Source organism: Sorangium sp. So ce1153 (genome assembly GCF_051521595.1).
In the GTDB taxonomy this organism is placed as follows: Bacteria; Myxococcota_A; Polyangia; order Polyangiales; family Polyangiaceae; genus Sorangium.
Genome location: NZ_CP150361.1, coordinates 2,037,697 through 2,063,879, shown reverse-complemented (window position 1 = coordinate 2,063,879; position 26,183 = coordinate 2,037,697). Strand labels below are relative to the sequence as shown.

The following is a 26,183-nucleotide window of genomic DNA, read 5'->3' as shown; positions in this document are numbered from 1 at the left end:
GGCCACGCGGGCTCGAGCGTGGCATCCCCTCACCGCCAGTACAGCGTCGCCCGCCCCATCGCCGTGAACGGCCACCCCGGCGAGTAGTGGATGCCGGTGACCGCGGCCGGCTCGTACGGCAGCCGCGACTCGCTCGCGAACTGGACCTCGCGCCACGTCGCGTCGAAGAGGTTCTGAACGTCCACGGCCACCTCGACGTCCTTCCACCGGAGCCCCGCGTTCGCGTCGACGACCGTGAACCCCTCGGCCGTCAGCGACGCGTCCTCGGTCGCGGGCCGCGCGCCGATCGACTTGACCCGGAGCGCCGCGAACGGCGTGAACGCGCCGAACGTCGGCCGGACGCCGACCCCCGCGGTCAGCGTCCGGGTCGGCGCGAGGGCCACCGCGCTCCCGTTGCCCGCGTTCGCCCGGAAGCGCGCGCGGGTGAAGGTCGCGTCGGCGTCGGCGAAGAGCCAGCTCCCGAGCCGGTAGCGCCCGCCGATCTCCAGGCCGTAGCGCCGCGTCTGCCCCGACGGCTCGGTCGCGCCCGCGTCGCCGCTCCAGACGAGCTCCGAGTCGAGATCGAGGAGGAACCCCGCCGCGCTCAGCGTCAGGCCGCGGAGCGGCGTGGCCCTCGCGCCGACCTCGTAGCCCGTCGCGGGGGTGATGAGCGTCGCCGCCCCCTCGCGCAGCACCACGCCCTGGGCGTCGTTCGAGTGGAAGCCCCGCCCGTAGTGGGCGAAGAGATCGAGCGCCGCCACGGGCGAGACGATCGCCGTGAGCTTCGGGAAGAGCTGCATCTGCCCCCGGAAGCCGCTCGACCTGTTCCCTGTCGCGCCCAGGTCCTCGCGCCGGTCGTCCACGTTGACGTCGATCCACTGCCCGCGCACCCCGGCCACGAAGCGGAGCCAGCGCCGGATCCGGGCGTCCTCCTCGATGAAGACGCCGATCTGGCCCTCGTCGACGTGGGCCCTGCCGCGCTCCTCGAGCCGCTCGCGCGCCTCGTCGTGGTGGAGGGACTTGTCGATCGCGTCGGCGCGGATCTGCGCGCCGAGCGACGTCGTGAGCTTCACCCCGCGGTGCTCGAGCTGCTTGCGGAGCCGGAGCTCGGCGCCTCCGACGATGCGGTCGTCGTTCTGCTCGATCTGATCGCCGTGGACCGGGTCCTCGCTGAAGAACGTGAAGTTCGAGTACAGCGTGAGGCGGTAGCGGACGAGGTAGGCCAGCGCGCTCAGTTCGGCGTCCCGCCACGCGGTCGAGTACGCGAGGGACGCCATGTGCCGCTGGGTGGCCCCGCCCTCGGTCGGGTCGACCGAGCCGAAGTGATCGATGCACGGCTGTCCGTAGGCGGACGGCGGCGGGTTCAGCTGGCCCTGCTCGCCCTCGCCGCACACGGCGCGCGCGGGGATCTGGCCGGAGCCGTGCCAGGTCGATCCGTAGGACATCCACGTCATCTGGATCTTCCCGGTGGGGCTCAGGTCGTGCGTCGCCCTCAGGTACACGTTGAAGCGCTTGAGCCGCTCCGGGCTGAGGAAGGGCCCGTCGTTCCGGTAGACCTCCGCCGCGGCGACCGCGCGCCAGGCGTCGCCGAGATCCGGCGAGGCGACCACGAGGCCGCGCACGATCCCGTACTGCCCGAGGCTGAGCTGCGCGTGGCTCTCGTCGAGCTTCTCGGCGAAGCGGAAGTTCACGGCGCCCGCGGTGCCGAAGTCGCCGATGCTCGCGTAATAAGGCCCCTTGTAGCCGTCGAGCCCGGTCACGAGCTCCGGGATCACGAAGTAGAGATCGGTGAAGCCGTGCCCGTGGCCGTGGCTGACCATGTTGACGGGCACGCCGTCGACGAAGAAGGCGACGTCGGTCCCGTGGTCCGCGTCGAAGCCGCGGAGGAAGTACTGGTTGGCCTTGCCGCCGCCGGCGTGCTGCACGGCGAAGAGCCCCGGGACCGCCTCGACGATGTCGCCCGGCCGGAGCCTCGGCCTGAGCTCGAGCTCGCGATGCCCGATCGAGACGCGCGAGGCGGCCTCGCTCGCCGGCTTCTCCGCCTGGATCGTGACCTCGATCGCGCCGCCGTCGGCGCTCGCCCCCGCGCCGTCCGCGAGCGCCTTCGCGCCGCCGCCGTCCGCGAGCGCCCCCGCGCTGCCGTCCACGGGCGCCTCCACGCCGCCCGCGACCACCGTGCCGGAGGCGCGCTGCGAGGTGTCCTCCTTGCGCTCGGACGGGGCAGCTCCCGGTGCGGCGGCCGGCACCTCCGGCGCCTCGACCTCGGCGCGCGCGAGCCGCGCGACGGTCAGCGAGATCGATAGTGCGGCGAGCAGGTGGCGTGAGAGGCGGTGTCCGTTGCGCTTCGTGATCGTCTCGCGCGGCATGCGCGTCCTCCTTGTGCTGGCATCGCGCAGAGCGGCTCAAGGCCGCTCGCGCCGAGCGCCGCGCGGAGGGATGGCTGTCCAGCGGCGGCGATGCCCTGGACCGACCTCTCGCCCCCGCGGGCTACCGGGAGGCAGCGAGGGGGCGGGTCGGACTCCGGGACGCGCGCAGACGCTGCGACGGCACGGACCTCACCGCCTCCCTCGAGGCTCCCAGGTCGAACCGGCGCCAGATGTCTCCCCGTCGCCGGGCGCTGGCAGGTCTTCGGGCTTGCGAGCTTCTCGGCCTGGCCGACTTCCTACTGTCCACCGCTTCCCAGCCCTCTCGGGCCAGTGCTCGTCGTGGAGGTCGTTCTCGCTTACCGCTGCGGGGCAGCCCCGGATTCTCACCGGGTTCCCTATTGAGCCTGGGCAAGGGCCCAGGCACCAGCACGGCGCGCACCCTATGGCGGCGCTCGATCGCCTGTCAACCGTCGTCCCGTCGAGCCCGGCGCCAGCGAGCGGCTGCCGCGAGATCGGCGGCCGGACGTTCGACCTCTGGCGAGGATGGGCTCGCTCCTCCGTGGGTCGCGTGCTACACGGCCGCCGCCGTATATGCCGCGTAATGATCTCCGCAACATCGCCATCGTCGCCCACGTCGACCACGGGAAGACGACGCTCGTCGATCACATGCTCCGCCAGTCGGGCGCCTTCCGAGAGAACGAGGTCGTGGCCGAGCGGGTCATGGACTCGAACGACCTCGAGCGCGAGCGCGGCATCACCATCCTCGCGAAGAACACCAGCATCCGGTACCGCGGGGTCAAGATCAACATCGTCGACACGCCCGGCCACTCCGACTTCGGCGGCGAGGTCGAGCGCACGCTGATGATGGCCGACGGGGCGCTGCTCCTCGTCGACGCCGCCGAGGGCCCGCTGCCGCAGACGCGCTTCGTGCTCTCGAAGTGCCTCCAGCGCGGCTTCCCGGTCATCGTCGTCATCAACAAGATCGACCGCAGCGACGCGCGCGCCCACGAGGTGCTCTCCGAGGTGTTCGACCTCTTCTGCGACCTCGAGGCGAGCGACCCGCAGCAGGACTTCGCGACGCTCTACGCCGTCGCGAAGCTCGGCCAGGCGAAGCGCGAGCTCGAGCACGAGGCCACGAACCTGGAGCCGCTCTTCGAGACCATCCTCGAGCGGGTCCCGGCGCCCTCGGGCGACCCGGACGGGCCGCTCCAGGTCATCGTCTGCAACACGACGCACGACGACTACGTGGGCCGGCTCGCCGTCGGCCGCGTGGTCCGCGGCACGGCCCGGTCCGGCGCCGACGTCGCGCTCCTCGGCGAGGACGGGCAGTCGCGCGGCTACGTGAAGATGCTCTACGCCTACGAGGGGCTGAAGCGGGTCGCGGTCGAGAGCGCCGTCGCGGGCGAGGTGGTCGCGATCGCCGGGCTCGAGTCGGTCACGATCGGCGACACGATCGCGGATCCGGCGCATCCCGAGGCGCTGCCGCGGATCGTGGTCGAGGAGCCGACGATCAAGATGAAGATCGGCGTGAACACGTCGACGTTCGCCGGCAAGAGCAAGCAGTCGAAGTACCTGACGAGCCGCCACCTGAAGGAGCGGCTCGAGCGCGAGGCGATGAAGAACCTCGCGATCCGGGTCGAGCCGACCGAGGTGCCGGACACCTTCGTGGTGCTCGGGCGCGGCGAGCTCCAGCTCGCGATCCTGGTCGAGACGATGCGGCGCGAGGGGTACGAGATGCAGCTCTCGAACCCCGAGGTGGTGACGCGCGAGATCAACGGCGAGGTGATGGAGCCGGTCGAGCTCGTGGTCGTGGACGTGCCGGACACCTACGTCGGCATCGTCACCGAGCGGCTCAGCGGCCGGCGCGGCCGGATGGTGAAGATGACGAACCCCGGCTTCGGGCGCGCCCGCCTCGAGTTCCGGGTGCCGTCGCGCGGGCTCATCGGCTTCCGCGGCGAGTTCCTGACGGCGACGCGCGGCACGGGCCTGCTCAACACGATGTTCGACGGCTGGGCGCCCTGGGGCGGCCCGATGATGCGCCGCCCGACCGGGGCCATCGTCGCCGACCGCGCCGGCGTGGCGACCCCGTACGCGCTGCACCACCTGCAGCCGCGCGGGATGTTCTTCATCGTCCCCGGCGTCGAGGTCTACGAGGGGATGATCATCGGCGAGCACAACCGGCCGAACGACACCGACGTCAACGTGATCAAGGAGAAGAAGCTCTCCAACGTGCGCAACCACGGCAAGGACGAGAACGTCCTCCTGGCCAGCCCGCGGCTGCTCACGATCGAGACGGCGATGGAGTGGATCGACGGCGACGAGCTCGTCGAGGTCACGCCCGACGCGGTGCGCGTCCGCAAGAAGGTGCTCGCGTGCAACCGCCGCGAGCGCCGCGAGGACGCGATCGAGCAGTCGCAGGCCGTGGAGTGAGTCGCGGGCGCGCGCGGGCGCGCACGGGCTCGACGGGGGCGCGCGCCCCTGCCCTGCCCGCCCCGGTGTAGTATCGCCGCATGAGAACGACGCTGGTTTCAGCGGGCCTGGCCTCGCTCGTGGCGCTCGCGGGGGCGAGCGCCTGCGGCGGGAACGTCGTCGTCGACGGGTCGCCCGGGAGCACCGAGGGCTCCGGGGGCGCGGGCGTCACGTCGAGCGCGGGCGCGGGCGCGGCGCCAGGCGCGAGCGTGGGCCCGCAGACGTCGAGCGCGAGCGGCGCGCCAGACGTGAGCGCGGGCCCGCAGTCGTCGAGCGCGAGCGGCGCGGACCCGATCGACGCGCAGATGGCCTCGTGCGGCGCCTTCTGCGCGCTCTTCGACCGAGCGTGCCCGGAGAACGGCTGTCGCGAGGCCTGCGCGGAGCTGCTCACGGCGCCGCGCCCCTGCAACGCGCTGACCGCGCCGTACTTCGACTGCATGAGCACCGGCATCCAGATCGCGTCGACGACGTCCTGCCAGCAGATCGCGCGGTGGCTCGACCCGCTCTTCGAGTGCCTGGGCTCCAGCGCGTCCGCGTGCGAGACGCCGTTCAGGGAGGTCTGCACCGAGGCCTTCGAGGAGCACCGGGCGTGTCAGCTCAACGGCGGCCCGTAGCGGGCGCGCGCGTCACCTGATCCCCCGAGTTGGCGCGTCGGGCAGCAGGGCGCGCCGCAGCGACGCGAGGGCGTCGGCGATGAACGCGACGAGCGCCTTCACGCGCGGCACCGCGCGCGCTTCCCGGTGCACCCCGAGCCACAGCGCGCGCTCGGGCGGCGGCGAGGGCGGCGCGAGGAGGCGCAGGCCCGCCGTCGCGTCGCCCAGGTAGCGCGGCAGGCAGACGAGCCCGACCCCGGCGGCGCCCATGGTCGCCTGGGCCTCGCGGCCGTTGGTGCGGGCGGCCACGCGGGCCTGCGCGGCGACGGCGCGCAGCCACGGCAGATCGGCGACGGCGGGCGGCTCGTCGCTGCTCATCGTGACGAGGGCGTGGCCCTCGCACTGCCGGCCGAAGTCCGGCGGGCCGCGCTCGGCGAGGTAGGCCTCCGACGCGTAGAGGCCGAACCCGATGCGGGCGACCTCGCGCTGGAAGACCTCGTGGTGCTCGAACGCCGCGGGGCGAAGGGCGATGTCGGCTTCTCGACGCGGCAGGCTCAGCCAGCGCGCGTCGGCGACGAGATCGACGGAGATGGCGGGGTGACGCGCGAGGAACGGGGCGAGCAGGGGCCCGAGGACGCGGACGGCGAGCCACTCGGACGCGGTGACGCGCAGGTGTCCTTTCAGGCCGGCGTCGCGCCCTGCGACGGCGAGCTCGGCGGCGAGCGCGCCCTGCTCCATGCGCTCGGCGTGCCCGAGCACGCCCTCGCCGGCGGCCGAGAGCGCGAACCCGGACGGCGAGCGCAGGAAGAGCTTCGCCCCGAGGCGCCGCTCGAACGCCTCGATGCGCCGCCCGACCGTCGGCTGCGTGACCTTCAGCGCGCGCGCGGCGGCGGAGAGGTTGCCGTGCCGCGCGACGGCGAGGAAGTAGCGCAGGTCGTCCCAGTCGAGCATGGCTCCGGCGCGCGGGGCGCTGCTGCTGGAGCGCGCTCCGCGCCATGCGAGGGTGCATGGCGAGTATACGGCGATGGCGGATCCCCGGGCAACGGGGGAGCGTGCACGCTCTGCGGCGATGTCGCGCGCTCGTGCGCCTGCGCGCTCGTGCATTCCACGTCGGACCACCTGCTCGAGGAAAAGCATGCTTTCGAATCGCCGTGAGTTTCTCGACCTCGTCGCCGGGACCGCCGCGACAGGCCTCCTCGGCTCGGCCCCGCTGGCCATGACCGCCTCGTGCGCTGCGGAGCGCGGGCCGGCGCCGCCGCGGCCTGCAGCGCGCCGGAGGATCAGGGCAGTCGCCTTCGACGCCTTTGCCGTCCTCGATCCGCGGCCGATCACCGCGCTCGCGGAGGAGCTCTCGCCGGGCAAGGGCGCGCTGCTGAGCGACGCCTGGCGCGCCCGTCAATTCGAGTACACGTGGCTCCGGGTGGCCTCTGGCGAGTACGCCGATTTCTGGCGCGTGACGGGCGACGCGCTGGTGTTCGCCGAGAGGCTGCTGAAGCTCGATCTCGGGGAGGCAAAGCGCTCGCGGCTCCTCGGGGCGTATCTCGATCTCAGGGCGTGGCCGGACGCGGCGCCGGCGCTGAGGTCGTTGAAGGACGCGGGTATCCGGCTCTCGTTCCTGTCCAACTTCACGCCCAGGATGCTCGGCGCCGCGATCGAGAGCGCCGGCCTGGGAGGCCTGCTCGAGCACGCGCTCAGCACCGACCGGGCGAGGACGTACAAGCCGGATCCGCGCGCGTATCGGATGGCGCTCGACGCGTTCCACCTCGAGCGCGACGAGATCGTGTTCGTCCCGTTCGCCGGCTGGGACGCGGCGGGCGCCAGGTGGTTCGGCTATCCGACGTTCTGGGTCAACCGCCTCGGGCTGCCGGCCGAGGAGCTCGGCGTGACCGCGGATGCCGCGGGAGCGAGCCTAACCGATCTGGTCGAGTTCGCGACGGCGGGGGCGTGAGCGGCCGGACGCGCCAGGGCGGGATGACGTCGAGAGCGCGGTGCTCGGACAAGGACGAGAAGGGGTCGAAGCGCCAAGGCGCCAGGAGAGAGAAAGAGAGAAAAGAAGGGATGAACCGCCAAGACGCCAAGGACGTCAAGAGAGAAGAAGAGATGCCCTGGAGAGAAAAGAAGAGATGAACCGTCAGACGCCCTGTGACGATTCATGAGCGATTGCCTGTGGAGGCGGCTACCTGCGGGGCTTCGGGGCGCCGCGGAGAGTGCACCGCCGGGTGCCAGCGACCCACGGGGTCAGCCCCACGGGCGCCAGCGTGAGAAAAAAGAGCCCTCGGGCCGAATGGGACCCTCGGCCCGAGGGGGGTGCGCGTTCATGGCAGACCGCCCGGCGACTTTACCTGCGATAGCCCGCTCACTACTACTCGCTCCCGCCAGACGGCTATACCAACGATGCGGGCGAGATCGCCAGACCGAAATGCACCGCATCTGCTCTTCTTGTGCGCGTCAGGTCATTGTGGCATGACGTCTGGAATTCTCGAAAGCTCGCTCGAGGGCGCCCGTGCGAGACATCCAGGCACGACCCCGGAAGGCTCGGCGCCCGCCCCCCGGCGGACGCGACGGCGACGCGCGCTAACAGCCGGGCACGTTGACGTCGACGTCGAGCAGCACGTCCGCGGCGATGGTCGTCTCCACGTCGGGGCGACCGCTCACGCGGGCCTCGCTCGTGATCCTCATGCTCGGCGCCACGACATAGGGCGTGAGATCCACGCCCTCGACGACATCCATCGACAGCTCGCGCGCGCCGCGCGGCACCTCGTCCATCTTCGCGATGAGCACCCGCGGCTGGCCGTCCGTCTCGGCGAAGAACGACGCGGAGGTCAGGAAATCGAAGCTCCCGTCGGCCGGGCTCTCGATACGGAGCGTGAAGTGGACGATGTGCACCGCGTCGACGTCGTCCTTCGTGACCCCCTGGTTCTCGAACTCCGCCGAGAGATCGATGCGCTGGAAAGCATCGAAGTCCAGCGCGGCGATGAGGTCGTCGATGAGGGTCCCTGGCTGGACAACCGCCTTGCCGCCGACCTCCACGTCGACGTTGTCGAGGGAGTCGCACGTGGCGAGCGCGCACAGACCGAGGACGGACGCCGCGCGCGCGAGCGTCGCGCCCAGAGGACGCCGCCCGCCCGGTCGTGAGGACCGGCGGCTGGAGGGAACAGGGGAAGGCGAGCTGATCATCGGACAACTCTAACGCATCTCCAGCGCGCCACCGCGCCCCCCGGAGGCGCCCGGCGCGCCGCCGCGCTGCCCTTCCCACCGCTCCCCTCCCCCGTCTCCTCCAGCGTCTGGCCCGCCGATGAGCTCGCCAGCACGCGCCGGAGGCGCCGCGGCAGGCTCGACCACGCCGCCCGCAGGACCCCTCCATCGTGCCTGGAGCGAGAGCCGCCATCGCCGTCAGACCGCTTCGCCGACGCCCCGCACGCACCGGTGGTGTGCGGCGACCGCATCAGCGTAAGATCACCGTCTCCCTGTACACCGGACCCCGGGAGCAGCGCATGAAGGATGAACATCTCTCCGCGGAAGCCCTCAGGGCAGAGAACGCCGAGCTCCGGGGGCTCGTGGAGCAGCTCCGGGCGCAGGTGGCCACGCTCGAGCAGGAGGGCCGCGCGCTGCGCGAGACCGCCGCGCGCGACCGGCGCATCATCGAGGGGCTCCCGCTCCTCGTCTATCTGTTCGATATCGTCGACGTCCAGAGCGTCTACGCGAACCGCAATGTGGCCGAGCTCGCGGGATACAGCCCCGAGGAGATCGAGGCCATGGGCGAGGGCGCGCTCACGACCCTCGTGCCCGCGGAAGATCTCGGCGGGTTCATGCGGAATTTCGAGCGCCTCCGGCGCGCGGCCGACGGCGAGGTCCTCGAGCACGAGTACCGCATCCGCAAGCGGGACGGGACCTACAGGCGGCTCCTCGACCGCGTTGTCGTTCACTCGCGCGACCCGGGGGGCGCTCCGCGGGTGGTGCTGGGCAGCGTTCAAGACGTCACCGAGCAGCGCGAGGCAGAGGCCGCGCTCGCGCGCGCCAAGGCGCTCGTGGAGCACGCGCTCGACGGGATCGCCGTGCTCGACCCGGCGGGCAACGTCCTCCACGCGAACGAGGCGTTCACGGAGATGGTCGCGCCGGGGGAGCGCGTCGCCGGCAGGGCGATATGGCGCTGGCTGGCGCCGGGGCCGGCGGGGCTCTCCGAGGAGCAGGCCGAGTCGCTGTTCCTCCGCGAGGAGAGCTGGAGCGGCCGGGTCGACTTCCTGCGCGCCGACGGGCGCACCTGGACGGCGCGGGTGGACGCCATCGCGCTCGACCGACGGGCGACAGCGGGGGCGGCAATGGCCATCTTCCTCCGCGACATCACCGCGGAGATCGCGTCCGAGTCCGAGCGGATCGCGCTGCAAGAGGAGGTGATCGAGGCGCAGGCGAGCGCGCTCCGGGAGCTCGGGACGCCGCTCATCCCGATCGCCGACGAGGTGCTCGCGATGCCGCTCGTGGGCGCGATCGACGAGGCGCGGGCGCAGCGGATCATCGAGGTGCTGCTCGGCGGGATCGCGGCGCAGCAGGCCGCCGTCGCGATCCTCGACATCACCGGCGTCAGGGCGCCGGGCGCGTACGCATCGGACGGGCTCGTGCGGGCGGCGCGCGCGGCGCGGCTGCTCGGGGCCGAGGTGGTGCTGACGGGCGTCGGGCCGGAGGCGGCGCGGACGCTCATCGAGCTCGGGGCCGACCTGAGCGGCATCGTGACGCAGGGCTCGTTTCAGAGCGGTATCGCCTACGCCCTCGACCGGCGGCGCCGGGGGGTGAGGCCGAGCCCCGCGGACGAGCGCTCCGCGAGCGACAGGGGACGGCTCAGTACGTGAGCGAGGGCGTCGCGCAGCCCAGGCCGATGGCGCTGATGGGGGCGCCCGAGACGACGGTCTGGACGACGTTCGCGACCTGGGAGGCACCGCAGAAGGTGTCCGGAAACTCGGTGCCGCCGTCGCCGCCCACGCCGTCCGGCCACGTGACGGGCCCGACCTCGACGCGGAGATCGCCGGGCGCCCCGGTCACGAGGAGCGGCGCACAGGCGATGAAGAGCAGATCCAGGTAGGAGCCGGACCAGCCGCTGAAGCCCACCACCACCTGGTTCTCCGGGCACAGCATCTCCCAGGGCTCGGTGCCATAGCCCCCCTCGACAGGGGTCATGTCGCCGGGGGTCGCTGCGATCGTGTACGGGCCGGCTCCGTCGAGCGCCAGGTGGCCACACTGCGCCTGGATCTGGCCATGGATGAACGACTCCCCCAGCTCCCCGATGAGCCCTCGGAAGCCGAGGATGACCTGGCTCCCCGGGCACCGGTCCATGACCGGGGTGGCCGTACCGGCGCTGCCGCGCACCTCGGTGAGGGTCTGGCCCGCGACGTCGATACCCACCGGCGCTGGACAGGGCGCTCCGTCGCACTCGCCGCCGCCACCGCCGCCCGAGGCATCGCCGCCTCCGCCTGCCTCACCGCCGGCGCCTGCCTCACCGCCGCCTGCCTCACCGCCGCCGCCCGACCCACCGCCGCCGCCGACCTCACCGCCGCCGCCGACCTCACCGCCGCCACCTGACCCACCGCCGGCGCCGCCACCGCCGCCGCTCGCGTCCACGCCGTCGAAGGTCAGGCCGTCGACACCCGAGATCGCATTGCAGCCGGCGAGGGCGAGACAGGAGATCAGCGCGGAGAGGCCGAGGTCGTGGCGCGTCACGGGAATGGAGAACGACTACTCGATCCGCGGCCGGCCCGGTAGATGGTCGCCCGGCCGCCACGGGGTTGTCAGCGGCCGCCGGTTGCCCGGGCTCGCCGCCGCCGGTAAGTTCGGTGGACATGGTGGTCACGACGGTGCTGCGGCGCGACGCCATCTCGGTGCTCGACTACCGGTGCAGCGCCGGCCCCGGGGACGCGCCGTTCACCGAGCTGCACCGCGGCTTCTCCGTCTCGTACGTGCGCAAGGGCAGCTTCGGTTACCGCGTCCGGGGCGCGTCGTTCGAGCTCGTGGCCGGGTCGCTCCTGGTCGGGCACCCCGGCGACGAGTACATGTGCACGCACGACCACGTCGCTGGCGACGAGTGCCTGTCCTTCCACCTCGCTCCGGCGCTCGTCGAGGCGATCGGCGCCCGGGGCGAGGCCTTCCGGACCGGCGGCGTGCCGCCGCTGCCCGGGCTGATGGTGCTCGGCGAGCTCGCGCAAGCGGCGGCCGAGGGCAGGAGCGGCGTCGGCCTCGACGAGGCGGGGATGCTCTTCGCGGCCCGCTTCGTCGAGGTGGTCTCCGGGCAGGGGCGGCGCCCGCCGGAGGCGGGGGCGCGCGACCGCCGCCGCGCCGTGGAAGCGGCGCTGTGGGTGGACGCGCACGCGCACGAGCCGATCGATCTGGAGAGCGCCGCGCGGGAGGCCGGTCTCAGCGCATTCCACTTCCTGCGGCTCTTCGCCCGGGTGCTCGGCGTGACCCCGCACCAGTACCTGGTCCGGGCCCGGCTGCGCCGCGCGGCCCGCCTGCTCGCCGAGGACACCCGGTCGATCACCGACATCGCCCTCGACGTCGGGTTCGGCGACCTCTCCAACTTCGTGCGCACGTTCCACCGCGCGGCCGGCGTCTCGCCCCGCGGCTTCCGGAAGGCGGCGCGAGGCGACCGCAAGCTCTTCGAGGCCCGGCTCGCCCGCGCCCGCTAGATCGGTCTTCGGTGGTCGGGCATGCGGCCTGTCCGGGTCGGGGAGCAGCGGGGCCGACGAGCCCCAGCTCCAGGACAAGTCGTCTTGCCGTGCGCGAATCGCCACGAGGGCGCCGCGTTGATCACGAATCGTCATGAGCCCTCCCGGCCGAGCGGAGCCGCCATCTGGCGAGCCGCGGCTGGTCTTGCAGGGATGGTCTCGTTCGTGTATTCCACGATGGGGGCTCGATTCGGGGCCTCCCGGGCGACGCGGGCATGTCCAGAGCGGAGCTCTCAGGAGACACGACGACGAAGGTCTCCGTTTCTGGGCTCGAGCGAGCCCATCCGGCCATGGCAATGCCGTGCCGCAGGCGACGCAGGATGGCCACAGGAGCACTCATGAGGAGCAAGTCTCGGGCTGCAGGCGACAGCCGCGTTCCCCCCCGCCGTCATCGCGCGTTCAGCGCCGCGTACGTGGCGTCGTGCGCGCTTTTTTCGATGCAGGTCGCCTGCGGCGCCTCCATGAAGCAGCCGGCCGACACCGTGCTCCGGAACGGGTTCGTGTACACCGTCGACAGCGCGGACTCGGTGCGCCAGGCGGTCGCGGTGCGCGCCGGCAGGATCGTTTATGTCGGCGCCGACAGCGGCGTACAGGAGTACGTGGGCGCTCGGACCGAGGTCATCGATCTCACGGGCCGCATGCTGATGCCCGGGCTGGTCGACGGCCATTTGCACGTCATGTCCGGCGGGGCGCAACGTCTGATGTGCAGCCTCGACTACAAGACGCTCACCATCGCGCAGATCCAGGAGAAGGTCCAGGCCTGCCTCGACGGCGAGCCAGCCAAGGCTCTCGATCATCAGTGGCTCGAGGTGACGAGCTGGGATCGGCAGGGCACGGTATCGGTGGACGCCGACCCGACCCTGGCCGCCCTCGACGCGCTCAGGACCCAGCGGCCGATCCTCGTGCACTCCACCGACCACCACAGCGTGCTGACCAACTCGCGCGGCATGGCGCTGGCGGGCATCACCGCCAAGACGCCCGATCCGGTCGGCGGCAAGATCGATCGCGACGCAGACGGCCGGCCGACGGGCATCTTCGAGGATGCCGGCATCGCGCTTGTCATGGCGGCCATGCCGGCGCCGGCGCAAGAGGACGACGTGCGCAGCGCGAAGGCGGCGCTCGACGCGATCCGCCGCCAGGGCGTGACCACGTTCATGGACGCGTCCTCGGACGAACGTGCGCTGCGAGCGTTCACGGCCGTGCAGCGCCGCGGCGACCTGACGGCGCGGGCGTTCTTCGCCATTCTCATGGATCCTGACAAGGTAGCGAAGGGCCCGGAACAAGCGATCGCGGCGGCCAGGGCCCTGGCGGCCTCCCATGATCAGGCCGCCGCGGAGCCGGCCCCTGGCGTCGGCGCTCGCCACGTCAAGATCATGATGGATGGTGTCCTGCAGGCGCCGGCCCAGACAGCGGCGATGCTCGCGCCGTACAATGTCAACGTGGGCGCGGACGGCGCGCCCAGGTGGGAACCGGGCACGCGCAGCGGCGACGTTTACTTCCCGCCGGACACGCTGAAATCGCTCCTCCTCGCGGCCGTGAAGGCCGGGTTCGATCCCCACGTCCACGCCATCGGCGATCGTGCGGTGCGGCAGACGCTCGACGCTTACGAGGACGTGCGCGCCCGGCTGCCAGGCAGCGACATTCGCGCGGCGATCGCGCATTGCGAGACGGTCGATCCGGCGGACTTCGGCCGCTTCAAGGCGCTCGGCGTGATCCCGGTGATGTCGTTCCAGTGGGCGCAAGAGGCCCCTTATTCCGTCGACGCGATGAAGAACCAGCTCGGGCCGGCGCGTTATGCCCGCCTGGAGCCCGAGGGCAGCCTGCAAAACGCTGGCGCGAGGATCGCCTATGGCAGCGACTGGCCGGTCGATCCGTTCGCCGAGTTCCTGGCGTTGAAGATCGGCGTCACCCGCAAGGGGGACCCCACGCATCCGGCCAGCTTCGGCCCGGCCTATGCCGGCCGGCTCAACGACGACCCGCTCCTGCCGCGCAGCGTGGCCCTGCGCGCGATCACCATGAACTCGGCCTACCAGCTGCGGCTGGAGAAGGTCGTGGGCTCGATCGAGGTCGGCAAATTCGCTGACATGATCGTGCTGGACCAGAACTTCCTTCAGATCCCGGAGGACGATCTCGGGAAGATTCAGGTGCTCATGACCATGGTCGGGGGGAAGATCGTCTACACCGCCGATTCATTGCGGCCGAAGGGCTAGCGCCGCATCCCGTGCGCTCGGCGACGGCGGCCCGGAGAGGTGTGACAGGGACGAGCCCAGGCGCGCTGACGCGGAGTCCGCGCGCCCGGGCGGGGCGGATCCAGGTGGACGGCCGCGGGCGCTAACCGTCCCGCGACGTCGCCCTCACCAGGTGGTAAACCAGGCCCAGGAGTTGTTACCGGCGCTGGCGTGGAAGCAATAGCCACCGTTGCGCTTCGCGGGGAGGGTGATGCTCTGCCCGTTGCAGGAAAGCGCCGTTCCGTTGACGTCGAAGGTGCGCGAGGAAGCGAAGCCGCCGCAGTTGACGTTGAAGGAGTTCGCCGTGGACTCGAAGCAGCGCTCGCCCGTGCCGAGATTGCCGCTGGAGTAGGACACGGAGGTGATCGGGGTCGGGTTGCTGCAGATCGAGCTGCACGGCGTCCCGACCGGCGCGCTGATCAGCCCCTGGAGCCAGGCGTGGACGTTGTAGCGAGACTCCAGGTCGAGGCGGGTGAACCAGTTGCCGATCTCGCCGTCGTCGGTGCCGGAGACGAGGGAGTTGATGCCGACCACGAGGTTCGTGCCCGTGCGGAACAGCGGCCCGCCCGAGTCGCCGGGGCACAGCGCGGGCGCGCCGGGGACCACGGCCGGCCCCGCGGTGGTCGTGTAACCGCCGGGAATGGTCGTGGCAGGGTCGAAGGTCAGCGGCGAGACGGTCGTGGAGTCTCCCACCTTGAACCGCGTCGGAGGCGGCGGCGTGACGCCCTCGCAGCCGTAGCCGGTCAACGTGACCGACGTGCCAACCGGGACCGGGTTCGGGTCGATCACGGCGGTCGGGATCTGCGGCGTCAGCTCGTTGACGATGATGAGCGAGACGTCGGGCTTGAGCCCGAAGTCGCTCATCGAGTTGTCCCCGGCGCAGCTCGTGCAGTTCTGGTACTGCGGGTGGTTGTTCACGGACACCACCGTGAGCGCGACCGGGTTCAGGGCGTTGTTGTCTGGCGTGACGTTCAGCTGCGTGACGCTGCCAGGGTTCGAGAAGCAATGCGCCGCGGAGAGAAAGTGGCGCGGACCGACCTTCACCCCGGTGCAGCCGCCCAGGTGGACCGTGGACGGGTATTCGGCCTCGGTGGCGACATGCCCGTTGACGAGCTCATCCTGGGACGAATCGATGAGCTCTGAATCGGGCTGCGCGTCGACGACGCAACCAGCGAGCAAAGCAGCAGCCGACAAAGCGAACAGGGTGCGCATGAGTTGGGTCCTTCTTGATGCGTGTCACTGGCGCCGCTCGACAGCAGCGCCGGGTTCAAGGATCGAGCGGTGATCGCGAACGCTCTCGTGCAGAGCAACGCTCGTGCCGTCCGTCCAGGGCGACTCGGCGAGGACACGCGAAGCGCCGGCCGCTGTGCCGCCGCCTCGGCGGCCGATGGGAGGGGCGGCGGCATGGCAAACCATGCCATCGCGCGATGGCAAGAATTGCCAGAGCGGCAAACTTTGCCATCGAGCGGCGCCGGCGTCGCCGCGGCCGACCTCGATGTGGGTCGGGCCGGCGTCTCCCCTGGCCCTGTCCTGCATTCCCGCGGCCGCGGCGTTCTTCTCCTTCCATATCGCTTCACGCGGCGCGGCCTGGCGCCTCGCGGCGGCGCAAGATTCTCCAAGAACGACGCCGGCCGCGGGCGGTACGCTCGCGCCACACCATGACAGCCCACGGATTCACGCTCTTCGACACCGCGATCGGCCGGTGCGGCATCGCCTGGGGCGGGCGCGGCGTCGCCTTCGTGCAGCTCCCGGAGGCGCGCGACGTCGAGACGCGCGCGCGCGTGCTCCAGCGCCTCCCGGGCGCGCTCGAGGCGCCGCCGCCGCCCGACGTGCAGCGCGCGCTCGACGGCATCGTCGCGCTCCTGCGCGGCGAGGCGAGCGATCTCTCCGTCATCGCGCTCGACATGGAGCGCGTGCCGCCGTTCCACCGCCGGGTCTACGAGGTCGCGCGCGCCATCCCGCCCGGCGCCACGCTGACCTACGGCGACATCGCCGGAAGGCTCGGCGCGCCCGGCTCGGCGCGCGCCGTGGGGCAGGCGCTCGGGCGCAACCCGTTCCCGATCGTCGTGCCGTGCCACCGGGTGCTCGCGGCCGGCGGCAAGGTCGGCGGCTTCTCCGGGAGCGGCGGCGTCACGACGAAGCTCCGCCTCCTCGCGATCGAGGGCGCCCAGGCGAGCGGCGCGCCCGAGGACGAGGGCGGCGGCGCGCTCGGCTTCGATCCGGCCGTCGCCGTCGCGCACGTGCGCGCGTCCGACCCGGCGCTCGCGCGCCTCATCGACGCTGTCGGCCCGTTCCGCATGCGGCTCGACCGGACGTCGAGCCTCTTCGTCGCGCTCGCCGAGGCGATCGTCTACCAGCAGCTCACCGGCAAGGCCGCGGCGACCATCTTCGCGCGCGTGCGCTCGCTGTTCCCGCGCGCGCACGAGGGCCCCACGCCCGAGCAGATCCTGCGCGCCTCGGACGAGAAGCTCCGCGCCGCCGGCCTCTCGCGCGCGAAGCTCCTCGCGCTCCGCGATCTCGCGCGGCGGGCCGCGGACGGCGAGCTCCCCACGCTCGCCGAGGCCCGCGGCATGGAGGACGAGGCGCTCGTCGAGCGCCTCACCCAGGTGCGCGGCATCGGCCGGTGGACCGTCGAGATGCTCCTGATGTTCCGCCTCGGCCGCCCGGACGTGCTGCCCGCGGACGACTACGGCATCCGCAAGGGCTTCGCGATCGCGTTCGCGCAGGGCGATCTGCCGGCGCGCAAGGAGCTCGAGCAGCGCGGCGCGCGCTGGAGGCCGTACCGCACGGTGGCGAGCTGGTATCTGTGGCGCGCGGTGGAGCAGGCCCGGAGCGGCTGAGCGCTCGCAAGGCGCCGGCGCGGCGGCCGCTCGGCGCCGGCGCGGCTGCCGCCCGGCGCCGGCGCGGCTGCCGCCCGGCGCCGGCGCGACGGCTATCGCCCTCGGCGCCCGCAGCGGCCCCCTTCCCTCCACCTCGCCCGGCGCGCATCCGTTGCGCGAACGCGCGTCGCTCACCTCCCTGTGCTCCCCTGGAGCCCGGCGGCTCCTTGTCGCGGCCGTCTTGTCGGGCCCGCTCCCGACGCCGGGCGCGTGCAAGAGCGCCACAGCGGGCTGTGCAGCGTCGATGGCGCCAGTGCGCGGGCTCCCGGGATGACGCGTGACGGCTGGCCGGCGTGGGGGGGCGAGGTTAAGTTCTCGCCAGCCGCGGCGAGCCCGGACGGGCGCCGCGCGACGTTGAACAAGGGTTGCCGTTCCCGATCGCAACGGAAGAGCACTGGAGGAGCAGGACAGACATGTTGAAGAACCTCGAAGGGCAGCGCGTTCCGGATGTCACGTTTCGCACGCGTGTCGACGGCCAGTGGAAGGACGTGACCACCAAGGACGTGTTCGCCGGCAAGAAGGTGGTGGTGTTCGCGCTGCCGGGCGCCTTCACGCCGACCTGCTCGAGCAGCCATGTGCCGCGCTACAACGAGCTCGCGGACGAGTTCAAGCGGCGCGGGGTCGACACGGTCGCGTGCGTGTCCGTGAACGACGCGTTCGTCATGGATGAGTGGGGCAAGTCCCAGCACGCCGAGAAGGTCCAGTTCCTGCCCGACGGGAACGGGGAGTTCACGGAGAAGATGGGCATGCTCGTCGACAAGGCGAACCTCGGCTTCGGCAAGCGCTCGTGGCGCTATTCGATGCTCGTCGAAGACGGCGTGATCAAGAAGATGTTCATCGAGCCCGAGGTGGAGGGCGACCCCTTCGACGTGTCGGACGCGGACACGATGCTGAAGCACCTGGATCCGTCGTCCAAGGCGCCGCACGACGTGCTGATCTTCACGAAGCCGGGGTGTGGTTACTGCACGAAGGCGAAGCGCCTCCTGCAGGAGCGGGGCCTGGCCTACGAGGAGGTTCCGGCCTCGCCGCGGCGGCTCCGGGCGGTGAGCGGCAAGGCCTCGACACCGCAGGTCTTCATCGACGGCCAGTACATCGGCGGCGCCGACGATCTCGAGACCTACCTCGCGAAGGCCTGATCCGGCGGAGATCTAGCCAGCGCGGCGCTCGGCCGCGCCGCACGCGGCAGTCCAGGCCGACAGACCGCCAGGGCGCCAGGGGACGCCAGGAATCATCTCTTCCTGGCGTCCCTGGCTTCCTTGGCGGTCCATCTTCTTCTCACCCTTCTCACCCGCTCACTCGCCTGCGTACATCTGGTCGATGACGCCGCGGAAGCGCTGCTCGATCACGTTGCGCTTCATCTTGAGGGTCGGCGTCATCTCGCCGTCCTGGACCGAGAACTCGCGGCCGAGGACCGTGAACTTCTTGATCTGCTCGAAGCTGGCGAGCCCCGCGTTCAGCGAGTCGATGTGCGCCTTCACCTGACTGACCACCTCGGGGCTCGTGATCGCGGCGTCGCCGTTCAGGGCGCCCCGGTCCTTCAGCTCGGCGAGCTTGCCCTCGGTCAGGGTGATCAGCGCCGAGATGTATTTGCGGCCGTCGCCCACCATGCACACCTGGCTGATGATCTCGGCCGCCTTGAGCCTCTCCTCGATCGGGAGCGGCGCGATCATCTTGCCGCCCGAGGTCTTGAGGATCTCCTTCTTGCGGCCGCGGATCTTGAGCTGCCCGCGCTCGTTCCACTCGCCGAGGTCGCCCGTGTGCAGCCAGCCGCCCTCGAGCGCGACCTGGGTCGCCGCCTCGTCCTTGAAATACCCCATGAACACATGCGGGCCGCGCGTCAGGAGCTCGCCGTCGTCGGCCAGCTTGAACTCGACCCCCGGCACCGGCTTGCCCACGGTGCCCGCGCTCTCGACGCCCGGCTCGGTCATGCTGATGATGCCGGTCGACTCGGTCTGGCCGAAGGCCTCGAGGATGTCGAGCCCGAGCGCGCGGAACCACCTCGTGATGTGCGGCGCGAGCGCCGCCGCGCCCGAGGCGATCACCTCGACCTTGCTCAGGCCGAGCGCCGCCCGCACCTTGCTCAGCACGAGCTTGTCGGCGAGCTTGAGCTGCACGAGATCGAGCTTGCTCGGCGCGCGGTTCGCGAACTTCGCCTCGGCCACGCGGGCGCCGACGGAGAACGCCCACTCGGCGAGCTTCTTCTTCGCGCCCTTGCCGCCGCGCACCTTCGCCATCACCCCTTCCATCATCTTCTCCCAGAGCCGCGGCACGCAGAGCAGCAGCGTGGGCTGCACGTCCGGGAGCTCGGTCGAGACGTTCTCGAACTTCGAGCAGTAATGGACGGTGTAGCGCTTGGTGATGCCGACCCCCACGCTCTGCAGCTTCTCGGCGATGTGGCAGAGAGGGAGGAACGAGAACATCGAGCCGCGCCCGAGGGGGAGACCCCAGTACTTCGAGGCGATATCGGACGTGTAGGCGAGGTTGCGGTGCGAGAGCATCGCCCCCTTGGGGTTGCCCGTCGTGCCCGAGGTGTAGATCAGGAACGCGCCGGCGTCCGGATCGATCTTCGCCAGGTAATCGGCGTACTTCTTCGCGCCCGGCTGCTGCGCGAGCGCGCGCCCCTCGGCCAGCGCCTGCTCGTACGAGATGGCCTTTGGAGAGAAGGAGGCGTCGCCGTCGAAGACGAGGACCCACCTCACGCCGTCGGGCACGTCGGACTCGCCACCTCCCGCGGAGATCTTCTGATAATACTCCTTGTTCTGCACCGAGAGCAGCGTCGCCTCGGTGTGGCTCAGGATGTACTGGATATCCTTCGCGGTGGAGTTCGGATAGAGGCCCGCCGACTTGCCCCCGACGAGCAGCGCCGCCAGGTCGGCGTGGACCCATTGCGGGCAGTTGTACGAGAGGATCGCCCCGATCTGGCTCGCGTCGAAGCCCCTGGACTCGATGAACAGGGCCAGGTGGTAGACCCGGTCGCGGAACTCGCGCGCCGTCAGCGTCCTCCACTGCCCCTGAGATCTGTAGCGCTGGGCGGGCGCGTCAGGGGATTCGTTGGCCCATTGATCCAGACGATGGAGAACGGTGCTCATGGCATCTTCCTGCGGCCTCGGGCCTCTCGGGGTGTTCGAGGGCCAGGATGCGGGAGCCGCCGGGGCGTTGTCAATCAGCCGCGCCGCCGGAAACGTGAACCGTGATACCCTGCGGGCACGGAGCTTCACGCCGCCTCATGCCCCGTATCCCCGATCGCTTTCAGATCCTCCGGAGGCTCGGCGCAGGCGGCTTCGGGATCGTGTACGAGGCGCTCGACCGCGAGCGCGGCGAGCGGGTCGCCCTGAAGACGCTCGCGCGCGTGAGCCCGTCCGCGCTGTACCGCTTCAAGAAGGAATTCCGGGCGCTCGCGGACATCGCCCACGTCAACCTCGTCCGGCTCCACGACCTCATCGGCGCCGACGGCGAGTGGTTCTTCACCATGGAGCTCGTGCGCGGGGCCGACTGGCTCACCTACGTGCGCAGGCAGGACGCCCCGGCGGGCGCGGGCCCGTCGACCAGCCTGGCGAGCACCGCGCCCCCGGACCAGGGGATCGACGTCGAGGCCACGCTGGAGGACGCGATGGCGCGCTGGCCCGCGCCGCTCCACGGCAGCGACCCCCACGGCGCGGCCTGGCCGGAGGCGCGCGCGGATCTCGGGCGGGTGCGGTCGTCGCTCGTCCAGGTGGCCCGGGCGCTCCGCGCGGCGCACGAGGCGCAGCTCGTCCACCGCGACCTCAAGCCGTCCAACGTGCTCGTCACGCCCGAGGGGCGCGCGGTCGTGCTCGATTTCGGCATCGCGACGCACCTCACCCTCGGCGGGCAAACCGCGACCGACGCCGAGCAGATCGTCGGGACGCCGCTCTACATGGCCCCGGAGCAGGTGGGGCCCAGGGCCGTCACGCCGAGCGCCGACTGGTACGCGCTCGGCGTGATGCTCTTCGAGGCGCTCGCGGGCAGGCCGCCCTACACGGGGACCGCCCTCGAGGTGCTGGCCGAGAAGCAGCGCGCCGCGCCGCCCGCGCTCCGCGACGTCGCGCCGTGGGCGCCAGGCGACCTCGCCGACCTCGCCGCGGATCTCCTGGGCGCGGCGCCGGAGCGGCGCCCGTCAGGGCTCGAGGTGCTGCGGCGGCTCGGCGCGGCGGACGGGCTCGCGGCGGGGCCCCGCGCCGGGGACGATCGGCGCGCAGCCGGACCGGAGCAGGGCGCCGCGGGCGTCGCGCCCGCGCCCGCGCCGCGCACGCCACGCGCACCACCCGCGCCGCGCGCGCAGGACCTCGAGGCGCTCGACGGCGCGCTCGCGGCGGTGCGCGAGGGGCGGCCCGGCCTGGCCGTCGTCCACGGCGCCGCCGGGACGGGGAAGAGCGCGCTCGTGCGCGCCTTTCTCGACGGCGAGGCGGCCGCCGACGCGCTCGTCCTCGTCGGCCGCTGCCACGAGCGCGAGCAGGTGCCGCACCGGGCGCTCGACGGCGCCATCGACGCGCTCAGCCGCTACCTGGTCCGGATCCCGCGGCCGGAGGCCGCCGCCCTCATGCCCCGCGGCGTCGCCTCGCTCGCCCGCGTCTTCCCCGTGCTCGCGCGCGTCCCCGCCGTGAGCGAGGCGCCGCGGGGCCCGGGCGACGAGAGCGAGGCGCGGCTCCGGGAGCGCGCGTCGGCCGCGCTGCGCGACCTGCTCGGGCGGATCTCGGACCGGCGCCCCGTGATCGTGCTCATCGAGGACGCCCACTGGGGCGACGCGGACAGCGCGTCGCTGCTCGCGGAGATCATGGCCCCGCCGGACCCGGCGGTGATCCTGCTGATCCTCGCCTGCCGCACCGACGGCGCCGGGCAGGGCCCGCTGCTCGCCGCCCTCCGCGCTTGCCCGGGGATGGCCGCGGTGCGCGCGGTGGAGATCGAGCTCGACCTCACCGGAACCCCGGCGCGAAGATCCTCGCCATCCGGGCAGGGTCCCTGATGCCCTGGCCCGCCATCCAGGCGTCCGCCGCCCCGACCAGGGAGCGGCCCTCCTCCCCGCCGAGGAGCTCGCCGCGCCGGCGGCGGGCGCAGGCGGCGAACAGGGCCATCTCGCGGGCGTCGAACCCCGCGGCGGCCGACGCCAGCAGCGACAGCGCCGCCGCCGTGTGACCGCGCTGCGCCGCGACGGCGGCGCGCAGGGAGGCCGCCATCGGATCGACCCACGGCGCGCCCTCGCGCGACAGCCGCTCCGCGTCCCGCTCCGCCTCGCGCAGGAGGTCCCGCGAGCGCCGGGCGTCGCCGCCCCCGCGCGCGGCGGCCTCCAGCGCCGCGGACGCGCGCAGGTGGTGGAGGAGGACGCGGTAGTACTGGAACCTCGGCAGGAAGGACCAGGCGATCTTGCGCCAGCGGTCCTCGATCCGCCGCCACGCCGCGAGCGGCTCGCCCGCGTAGAGGTCGATGCGCCCGAGCGCCACGGTCTCCAGGCAGTCGAGGTGGTCGAACGCGCGGCGCGGCCATCGCGCCATGGCGCCCAGCACCTCGTCGCGCGCGGCGTCGGGCCGGTCCGCGGCGAGCGTCACGATGTACGTGAGCCCGACCCGGAAGAAGCTGCCCGCGTAGAGGTCGCCGCGCGCGTCCGCGTCGGCGCAGCGCGGCGCCGCCAGGCGCGCCAGCGCGTCGAGCTCCCCGCGGTGGTAGTGCGCCACCATCATGAACCGGCTGGTCGTGCCGAGCTCCCAGGCGACGCCCGCGCACCGCCCGCGCAGGAGGTCCTCGGCCTCCTGGCAGAGCGCGAGGCCCTCGGCCCAGCGCCCGGAGAGGCTCTCGACCATGCCGAGCATGCCCTTGTTGACGGCGAAGAGGTACGGGTCGCCGACCTTCTCCGCGAGCGCCACCGCCATGTCGTAGAGCCGGTGCGCCTCCCGGCGCCCCTCGATGTGGTCGGTGCCGAGGTGCGCGATCTCGGTCGCGAGCGCGCGCGAGAGGCGGTACGGCTCGCCCGCGCGGAGCGCGAGGAACAGGTGCCTCGCCTGGAACGCCGCGCCCTGGAGCACGTCGGCCATCGCGAGCCCCACCGCGGCCGACCAGCAGACGTCGAGGCGCGTCAGGGTCTCGGCCGGCAGGTCGCGCGCGTCGCGCTCGTCGTAGCGGAGCCCGTGCAGGCGGAGGCGGAGCCGCCAGAACGCGAGCGAGAGCAGCGCCGCCCACCGGGGCTCGACGAGCCGCATCCCGACGTCGGCGAGCACGCCCTGGAGCGCGGCCATGCCCTCGTCCATGTGGCCGCTCACGAGCAGCTGCTCGGCGGCGCACCGGCGCAGATCGAGGCTCTCCCGCGGCGGCGCGCCCTCGGCCGCGGCGGCGAACGCCCGGGCCGCGTCCGCCCCGCGGCCGGCGTCGCGCAGGGCGTGGGCGAGCTTGACCCGCAGCGCGCGCGCCTCCCCCGCGCCGCCCGGCGCCGCCTCGAGCGCGGCGGCGAAGTGCTCCGCGGCGCGGTCGAACGCGAGCGCCGCGGCCGCGCGGTCGCCCGCCTGGACGGCGTAGTGGGCCGCCTTGTCGATGCGCCCGGCGCGCCGGAAGTGCATCGCGAGCACGTCCGGCTCGACCTGCGCCGACGACTCGAGCACGGCGGCGAGCCGCAGGTGGACGTCCGCGAGCTCCGCGGCGCCGAGCTGCGCGACGACCGCCTCGCGGACGCGGTCGTGGAGCGTCTCGAGCTCCTGCTCGTCGCGCTGGCCCCGCGTGCGCACCGCGTTGCCGGCCCGCAGCGCCGCGACCGCGGCCTGCTCCTCCTCGGGCGTGAGCGCGGCGGCCTCGCGGGCGGCGCGGCGGCCGAGCGGCTGGCCCGACACGGCGACGACCTCGAGCAGGCGCCTCGCCTCCGCTGGCAGGCGCAGGAGGCGGTTCGCGAGCACCGCCTCCAGCCGGACGCCGCCTTCCGCGCCGCCTCCGACGCCGCCTTCCGCGCCGCCCCCCACGCCGCCCCCCACGCCGCCTCCCACGCCGCCTCCCACGCCGCCTCCCACGCCGCCTCCCACGCCGACAGCGCGCCCGCCTTCGCCCGAGGCTCCGCGCGGCGGCTCCGGCGCCGGGCGCGCCCGCACGTCGCGCGACAGCTCGAGCACGAAGAACGGGCTGCCCGCGGCCTCGGCCGCGATCGCGCCGGCCTGCGCGGCGGCCCTGTCGCCGTCGCCGAGCAGGGCCAGCGCGAGGGCGCGCCCCTCCTCGGGCGCGAGCGCGTCGACGGCGAGGACGCGGACGTCGTCCGCGCCCGAAGCGGGCGCGCCGGGCGGCAGGAGCCGCTCCAGGAGCTCGCTCTTCTCCGCGTCCTCGCTCCGGTAGCAGAGCAAGAGCAGGAGCGCGGGCGCGTCGGGCTCGCGCAGGAGGTCGGCGAGGAGCGCGGCGCTGTCGGCGTCCCCCCACTGGAGGTCATCGATGAACAGGACGAGCGGCCGCCGGTCCGCCATGCGCCCGAGGAGCTCGCGCAGCGCGGCGAACCCGCGCCGCCGGAGCTCCTGGGCGTCCGGGGGCTCGCGCTCGCGCCGCGGCGCGGAGGCGATCGCCTCGACCCGCCCGAGCACGGGGAAGAGGCGCACGATCGCGTGCACGTCGCGGGGCAGGAGCTCGGCGGCCTCCCCCCTGGGGAGGCGCGCGAGGTGGCGGCTGAGCGCGTCGACGAGGCTGTCGACGGCCTTGTACGGGACGGACTCGCGCTCGTAGCAGCGCCCCTCGAGGATCACCGCGCCGCCGCCGCGCGGGCCCGCGAGCTCGTCGAGGAAGCGCCGGACCAGGGCGGTCTTGCCCATGCCCGAGGTGCCGCGGAGGTGCAGCGTGGTCGCCCGCCCCGCCTTGCCCTCCGTCCCGTCCTTCCCGCCCTTCGCCCGCGCGAAGGCGGCGCGCAGCGCGTCGAGGTGCGCTCGCCGCCCGACGAACGGCGCCCTGTCGATCGCCGGCTCGGCGCCGGACGGCGCGCCGGCCTCGCCGCCGCTCGGCGGCATCAGCCGCCGGAGCACCTCGGACGCCGGGGGCCGATCCTCGGCGCGGCGCCGCAGCAGCGCCGCGCAGAGCTGGTCGAGGTCCGCCGGGATGTCCGGCGCGAGCGCGCGCGGCGGGGGCGGCTCCTCGAGGTGCTTCTGCATGATGACCTCGAGCGCCGCGCCCAGGAACGGCGTCCGGCCGGTGAGGGCCTCGTAGAGCATGACGCCCACCGCGTACCAATCGCAGGCGGGCGACAGCGGCTCGTCCGCGCCCTGCTCCGGCGCCATGTACGCCGGCGTCCCGGCCATCTGTCCGGTGCTCTGGTCGAGCGGCCCCGGGTTGAGCTCCGTGACCAGGCCGAAATCGAGGATGACGACGCGGCCTCCGGGCGTCACGAGCACGTTGGACGGCTTCAGATCGCGGTGGAGCTTGCCGGCCGCGTGGAGCGCGACGAGCCCCTGCGCGAGCTGCAGCAGGGCGCCGCGCAGCGGCTCCCAGCGGCGCGGCTCGGCGGCCGGCGCGCGCCCGTCGGCCGGCGCGCGCCCGTCGTCGCACCCCTCGTCGCGCCCCTCGTCCAAAAGCGCGCCAGGCCCGCGCCGCGCCGACGGCGAGGCCGCCGTCGTTCCGTCCGGCTCCGCCGCGCCGCGCACGAACGACAGGAAATCGGTCCCCTCGACGAGGTCCATCGTGAAGAACCACCGGTCGCCCTCGGAGAACAGCTCGTGCAGCGCGACGAGGTTCGGGTGAACGACCTCGGAGAGGGCCCGGAACTCACGCTTGAACCGGTACAGCCCGGCCGCGTCGAGGTGGCGGAGGACCTTCATGGCGACCCGGACGCCGCGCTCGAGATCCTGCGCCTCGTACACGACGCCGAACGCGCCGGCGCCGAGGCGGCGGCCGAGCGTGAATCGCGCCGTGGTGGGGAGCTCCTCGTGCATCGAACGGCCCTGCATCTCCCGCCCCGGTGAGCGGCGAGCCTACCACGGCGCGCGCCGCGGTTCCT

The 26,183-nt window shown here is 72.9% G+C and carries 16 protein-coding genes and 1 riboswitch; of the genes, 9 read left to right on the top strand and 7 right to left on the bottom strand.

Annotated features, from left to right (window positions below; translation table 11 throughout):
- Positions 1-29: 29 nt before the first annotated feature.
- Positions 30-2,345 carry a TonB-dependent receptor gene (locus WME85_RS07350; RefSeq protein WP_437836472.1) on the bottom strand — a complete coding sequence of 772 codons (2,316 nt, stop codon included), beginning with the start codon at positions 2,343-2,345 and terminating at the stop codon, positions 30-32.
- Positions 2,346-2,581: 236 nt separating this feature from the next.
- Positions 2,582-2,788: riboswitch (cobalamin riboswitch) on the bottom strand.
- 100 nt (positions 2,789-2,888) lie between these two features.
- Between WME85_RS07350 and typA the strand changes: the two genes are divergently transcribed.
- Together typA and WME85_RS07340 are read left to right on the top strand one after the other, a co-directional pair.
- On the top strand, positions 2,889-4,775 hold the full coding sequence (typA, locus tag WME85_RS07345) for a translational GTPase TypA (RefSeq protein ID WP_437836470.1): 1,887 nt from the start codon (positions 2,889-2,891) through the stop codon (positions 4,773-4,775).
- 80 nt (positions 4,776-4,855) lie between these two features.
- Positions 4,856-5,428: a hypothetical protein gene (locus WME85_RS07340; RefSeq protein WP_437836467.1), complete on the top strand. Its 573-nt coding sequence runs from the start codon at positions 4,856-4,858 to the stop codon at positions 5,426-5,428.
- A 12-nt stretch (positions 5,429-5,440) separates the two neighbouring features.
- Here the strand turns inward: WME85_RS07340 and WME85_RS07335 are convergent, their stop codons facing one another.
- Complete coding sequence (locus WME85_RS07335) at positions 5,441-6,358, bottom strand: LysR family transcriptional regulator (protein ID WP_437836465.1); 918 nt, start codon at positions 6,356-6,358, stop codon at positions 5,441-5,443.
- Positions 6,359-6,542: 184 nt separating this feature from the next.
- On the opposite strand from WME85_RS07335, the gene WME85_RS07330 reads away from it, so the two are divergent.
- Positions 6,543-7,355, top strand: coding sequence for a haloacid dehalogenase type II (locus WME85_RS07330; protein WP_437836463.1), 813 nt, complete (start codon positions 6,543-6,545; stop codon positions 7,353-7,355).
- A 626-nt stretch (positions 7,356-7,981) separates the two neighbouring features.
- On the opposite strand, the gene WME85_RS07325 is transcribed toward WME85_RS07330, so the two are convergent.
- Positions 7,982-8,584 (bottom strand): hypothetical protein, encoded by a 603-nt coding sequence (locus tag WME85_RS07325; protein ID WP_437836461.1) that lies wholly within the window; start codon positions 8,582-8,584, stop codon positions 7,982-7,984.
- Between the two features lie 317 nt (positions 8,585-8,901).
- On the opposite strand from WME85_RS07325, the gene WME85_RS07320 reads away from it, so the two are divergent.
- The gene (locus WME85_RS07320) at positions 8,902-10,251 is read left to right on the top strand and encodes a PAS domain S-box protein (protein WP_437836459.1); all 1,350 of its coding nucleotides are present in this window, start codon (positions 8,902-8,904) and stop codon (positions 10,249-10,251) included.
- Here the strand turns inward: WME85_RS07320 and WME85_RS07315 are convergent.
- Positions 10,241-11,116: a hypothetical protein gene (locus WME85_RS07315; protein ID WP_437836457.1), complete on the bottom strand. Its 876-nt coding sequence runs from the start codon at positions 11,114-11,116 to the stop codon at positions 10,241-10,243. The two genes, WME85_RS07320 and WME85_RS07315, sit on opposite strands and share 11 nt — an antisense overlap.
- 119 nt (positions 11,117-11,235) lie before the next feature.
- On the opposite strand from WME85_RS07315, the gene WME85_RS07310 reads away from it, so the two are divergent.
- Entirely contained in the window at positions 11,236-12,078 is an 843-nt protein-coding gene (locus tag WME85_RS07310) for a helix-turn-helix transcriptional regulator (RefSeq protein ID WP_437836456.1), read from the top strand.
- Between the two features lie 677 nt (positions 12,079-12,755).
- On the top strand, positions 12,756-14,327 hold the full coding sequence (locus WME85_RS07305; protein ID WP_437836454.1) for an amidohydrolase: 1,572 nt from the start codon (positions 12,756-12,758) through the stop codon (positions 14,325-14,327).
- A 144-nt stretch (positions 14,328-14,471) separates the two neighbouring features.
- On the opposite strand, the gene WME85_RS07300 is transcribed toward WME85_RS07305, so the two are convergent.
- Entirely contained in the window at positions 14,472-15,557 is a 1,086-nt protein-coding gene (locus tag WME85_RS07300; RefSeq protein ID WP_437836452.1) for a trypsin-like serine protease, read from the bottom strand.
- Between the two features lie 446 nt (positions 15,558-16,003).
- Here WME85_RS07300 and WME85_RS07295 point away from each other — a divergent pair, with 446 nt between their 5' ends.
- The gene (locus tag WME85_RS07295; protein ID WP_437836450.1) at positions 16,004-17,185 is read left to right on the top strand and encodes a methylated-DNA--[protein]-cysteine S-methyltransferase; all 1,182 of its coding nucleotides are present in this window, start codon (positions 16,004-16,006) and stop codon (positions 17,183-17,185) included.
- 452 nt (positions 17,186-17,637) lie between these two features.
- Positions 17,638-18,360 carry a glutathione peroxidase gene (locus WME85_RS07290; RefSeq protein ID WP_437836448.1) on the top strand — a complete coding sequence of 241 codons (723 nt, stop codon included), beginning with the start codon at positions 17,638-17,640 and terminating at the stop codon, positions 18,358-18,360.
- A gap of 156 nt (positions 18,361-18,516) precedes the next feature.
- Here WME85_RS07290 and WME85_RS07285 read toward each other — a convergent pair whose 3' ends face one another.
- On the bottom strand, positions 18,517-20,313 hold the full coding sequence (locus WME85_RS07285; protein WP_437836446.1) for an AMP-dependent synthetase/ligase: 1,797 nt from the start codon (positions 20,311-20,313) through the stop codon (positions 18,517-18,519).
- A gap of 137 nt (positions 20,314-20,450) precedes the next feature.
- Here WME85_RS07285 and WME85_RS07280 point away from each other — a divergent pair, with 137 nt between their 5' ends.
- A complete protein-coding gene (locus tag WME85_RS07280; protein ID WP_437836444.1) occupies positions 20,451-22,205 on the top strand; it encodes a protein kinase domain-containing protein in 1,755 nt (584 codons plus the stop codon).
- Here WME85_RS07280 and WME85_RS07275 read toward each other — a convergent pair.
- Positions 22,156-26,118: a serine/threonine-protein kinase gene (locus WME85_RS07275; RefSeq protein WP_437836442.1), complete on the bottom strand. Its 3,963-nt coding sequence runs from the start codon at positions 26,116-26,118 to the stop codon at positions 22,156-22,158. The genes WME85_RS07280 and WME85_RS07275 overlap by 50 nt on opposite strands.
- Positions 26,119-26,183: the final 65 nt, after the last annotated feature.

Coding starts and splice junctions, on each gene's coding strand:
- WME85_RS07305 (WP_437836454.1), top strand. CDS start 12,756: ATGCTGATGCCCGGGCTGGTCGACGGCCATTTGCACGTCATGTCCGGC.
- WME85_RS07310 (WP_437836456.1), top strand. CDS start 11,236: ATGGTGGTCACGACGGTGCTGCGGCGCGACGCCATCTCGGTGCTCGAC.
- WME85_RS07350 (WP_437836472.1), bottom strand. CDS start 2,345: ATGCCGCGCGAGACGATCACGAAGCGCAACGGACACCGCCTCTCACGC.
- WME85_RS07330 (WP_437836463.1), top strand. CDS start 6,543: ATGCTTTCGAATCGCCGTGAGTTTCTCGACCTCGTCGCCGGGACCGCC.
- WME85_RS07325 (WP_437836461.1), bottom strand. CDS start 8,584: ATGATCAGCTCGCCTTCCCCTGTTCCCTCCAGCCGCCGGTCCTCACGA.
- WME85_RS07335 (WP_437836465.1), bottom strand. CDS start 6,358: ATGCTCGACTGGGACGACCTGCGCTACTTCCTCGCCGTCGCGCGGCAC.
- WME85_RS07340 (WP_437836467.1), top strand. CDS start 4,856: ATGAGAACGACGCTGGTTTCAGCGGGCCTGGCCTCGCTCGTGGCGCTC.
- WME85_RS07295 (WP_437836450.1), top strand. CDS start 16,004: ATGACAGCCCACGGATTCACGCTCTTCGACACCGCGATCGGCCGGTGC.
- WME85_RS07275 (WP_437836442.1), bottom strand. CDS start 26,118: ATGCACGAGGAGCTCCCCACCACGGCGCGATTCACGCTCGGCCGCCGC.
- WME85_RS07280 (WP_437836444.1), top strand. CDS start 20,451: ATGCCCCGTATCCCCGATCGCTTTCAGATCCTCCGGAGGCTCGGCGCA.
- typA (WP_437836470.1), top strand. CDS start 2,889: ATGGGCTCGCTCCTCCGTGGGTCGCGTGCTACACGGCCGCCGCCGTAT.
- WME85_RS07300 (WP_437836452.1), bottom strand. CDS start 15,557: ATGCGCACCCTGTTCGCTTTGTCGGCTGCTGCTTTGCTCGCTGGTTGC.
- WME85_RS07290 (WP_437836448.1), top strand. CDS start 17,638: ATGTTGAAGAACCTCGAAGGGCAGCGCGTTCCGGATGTCACGTTTCGC.
- WME85_RS07285 (WP_437836446.1), bottom strand. CDS start 20,313: ATGAGCACCGTTCTCCATCGTCTGGATCAATGGGCCAACGAATCCCCT.
- WME85_RS07320 (WP_437836459.1), top strand. CDS start 8,902: ATGAAGGATGAACATCTCTCCGCGGAAGCCCTCAGGGCAGAGAACGCC.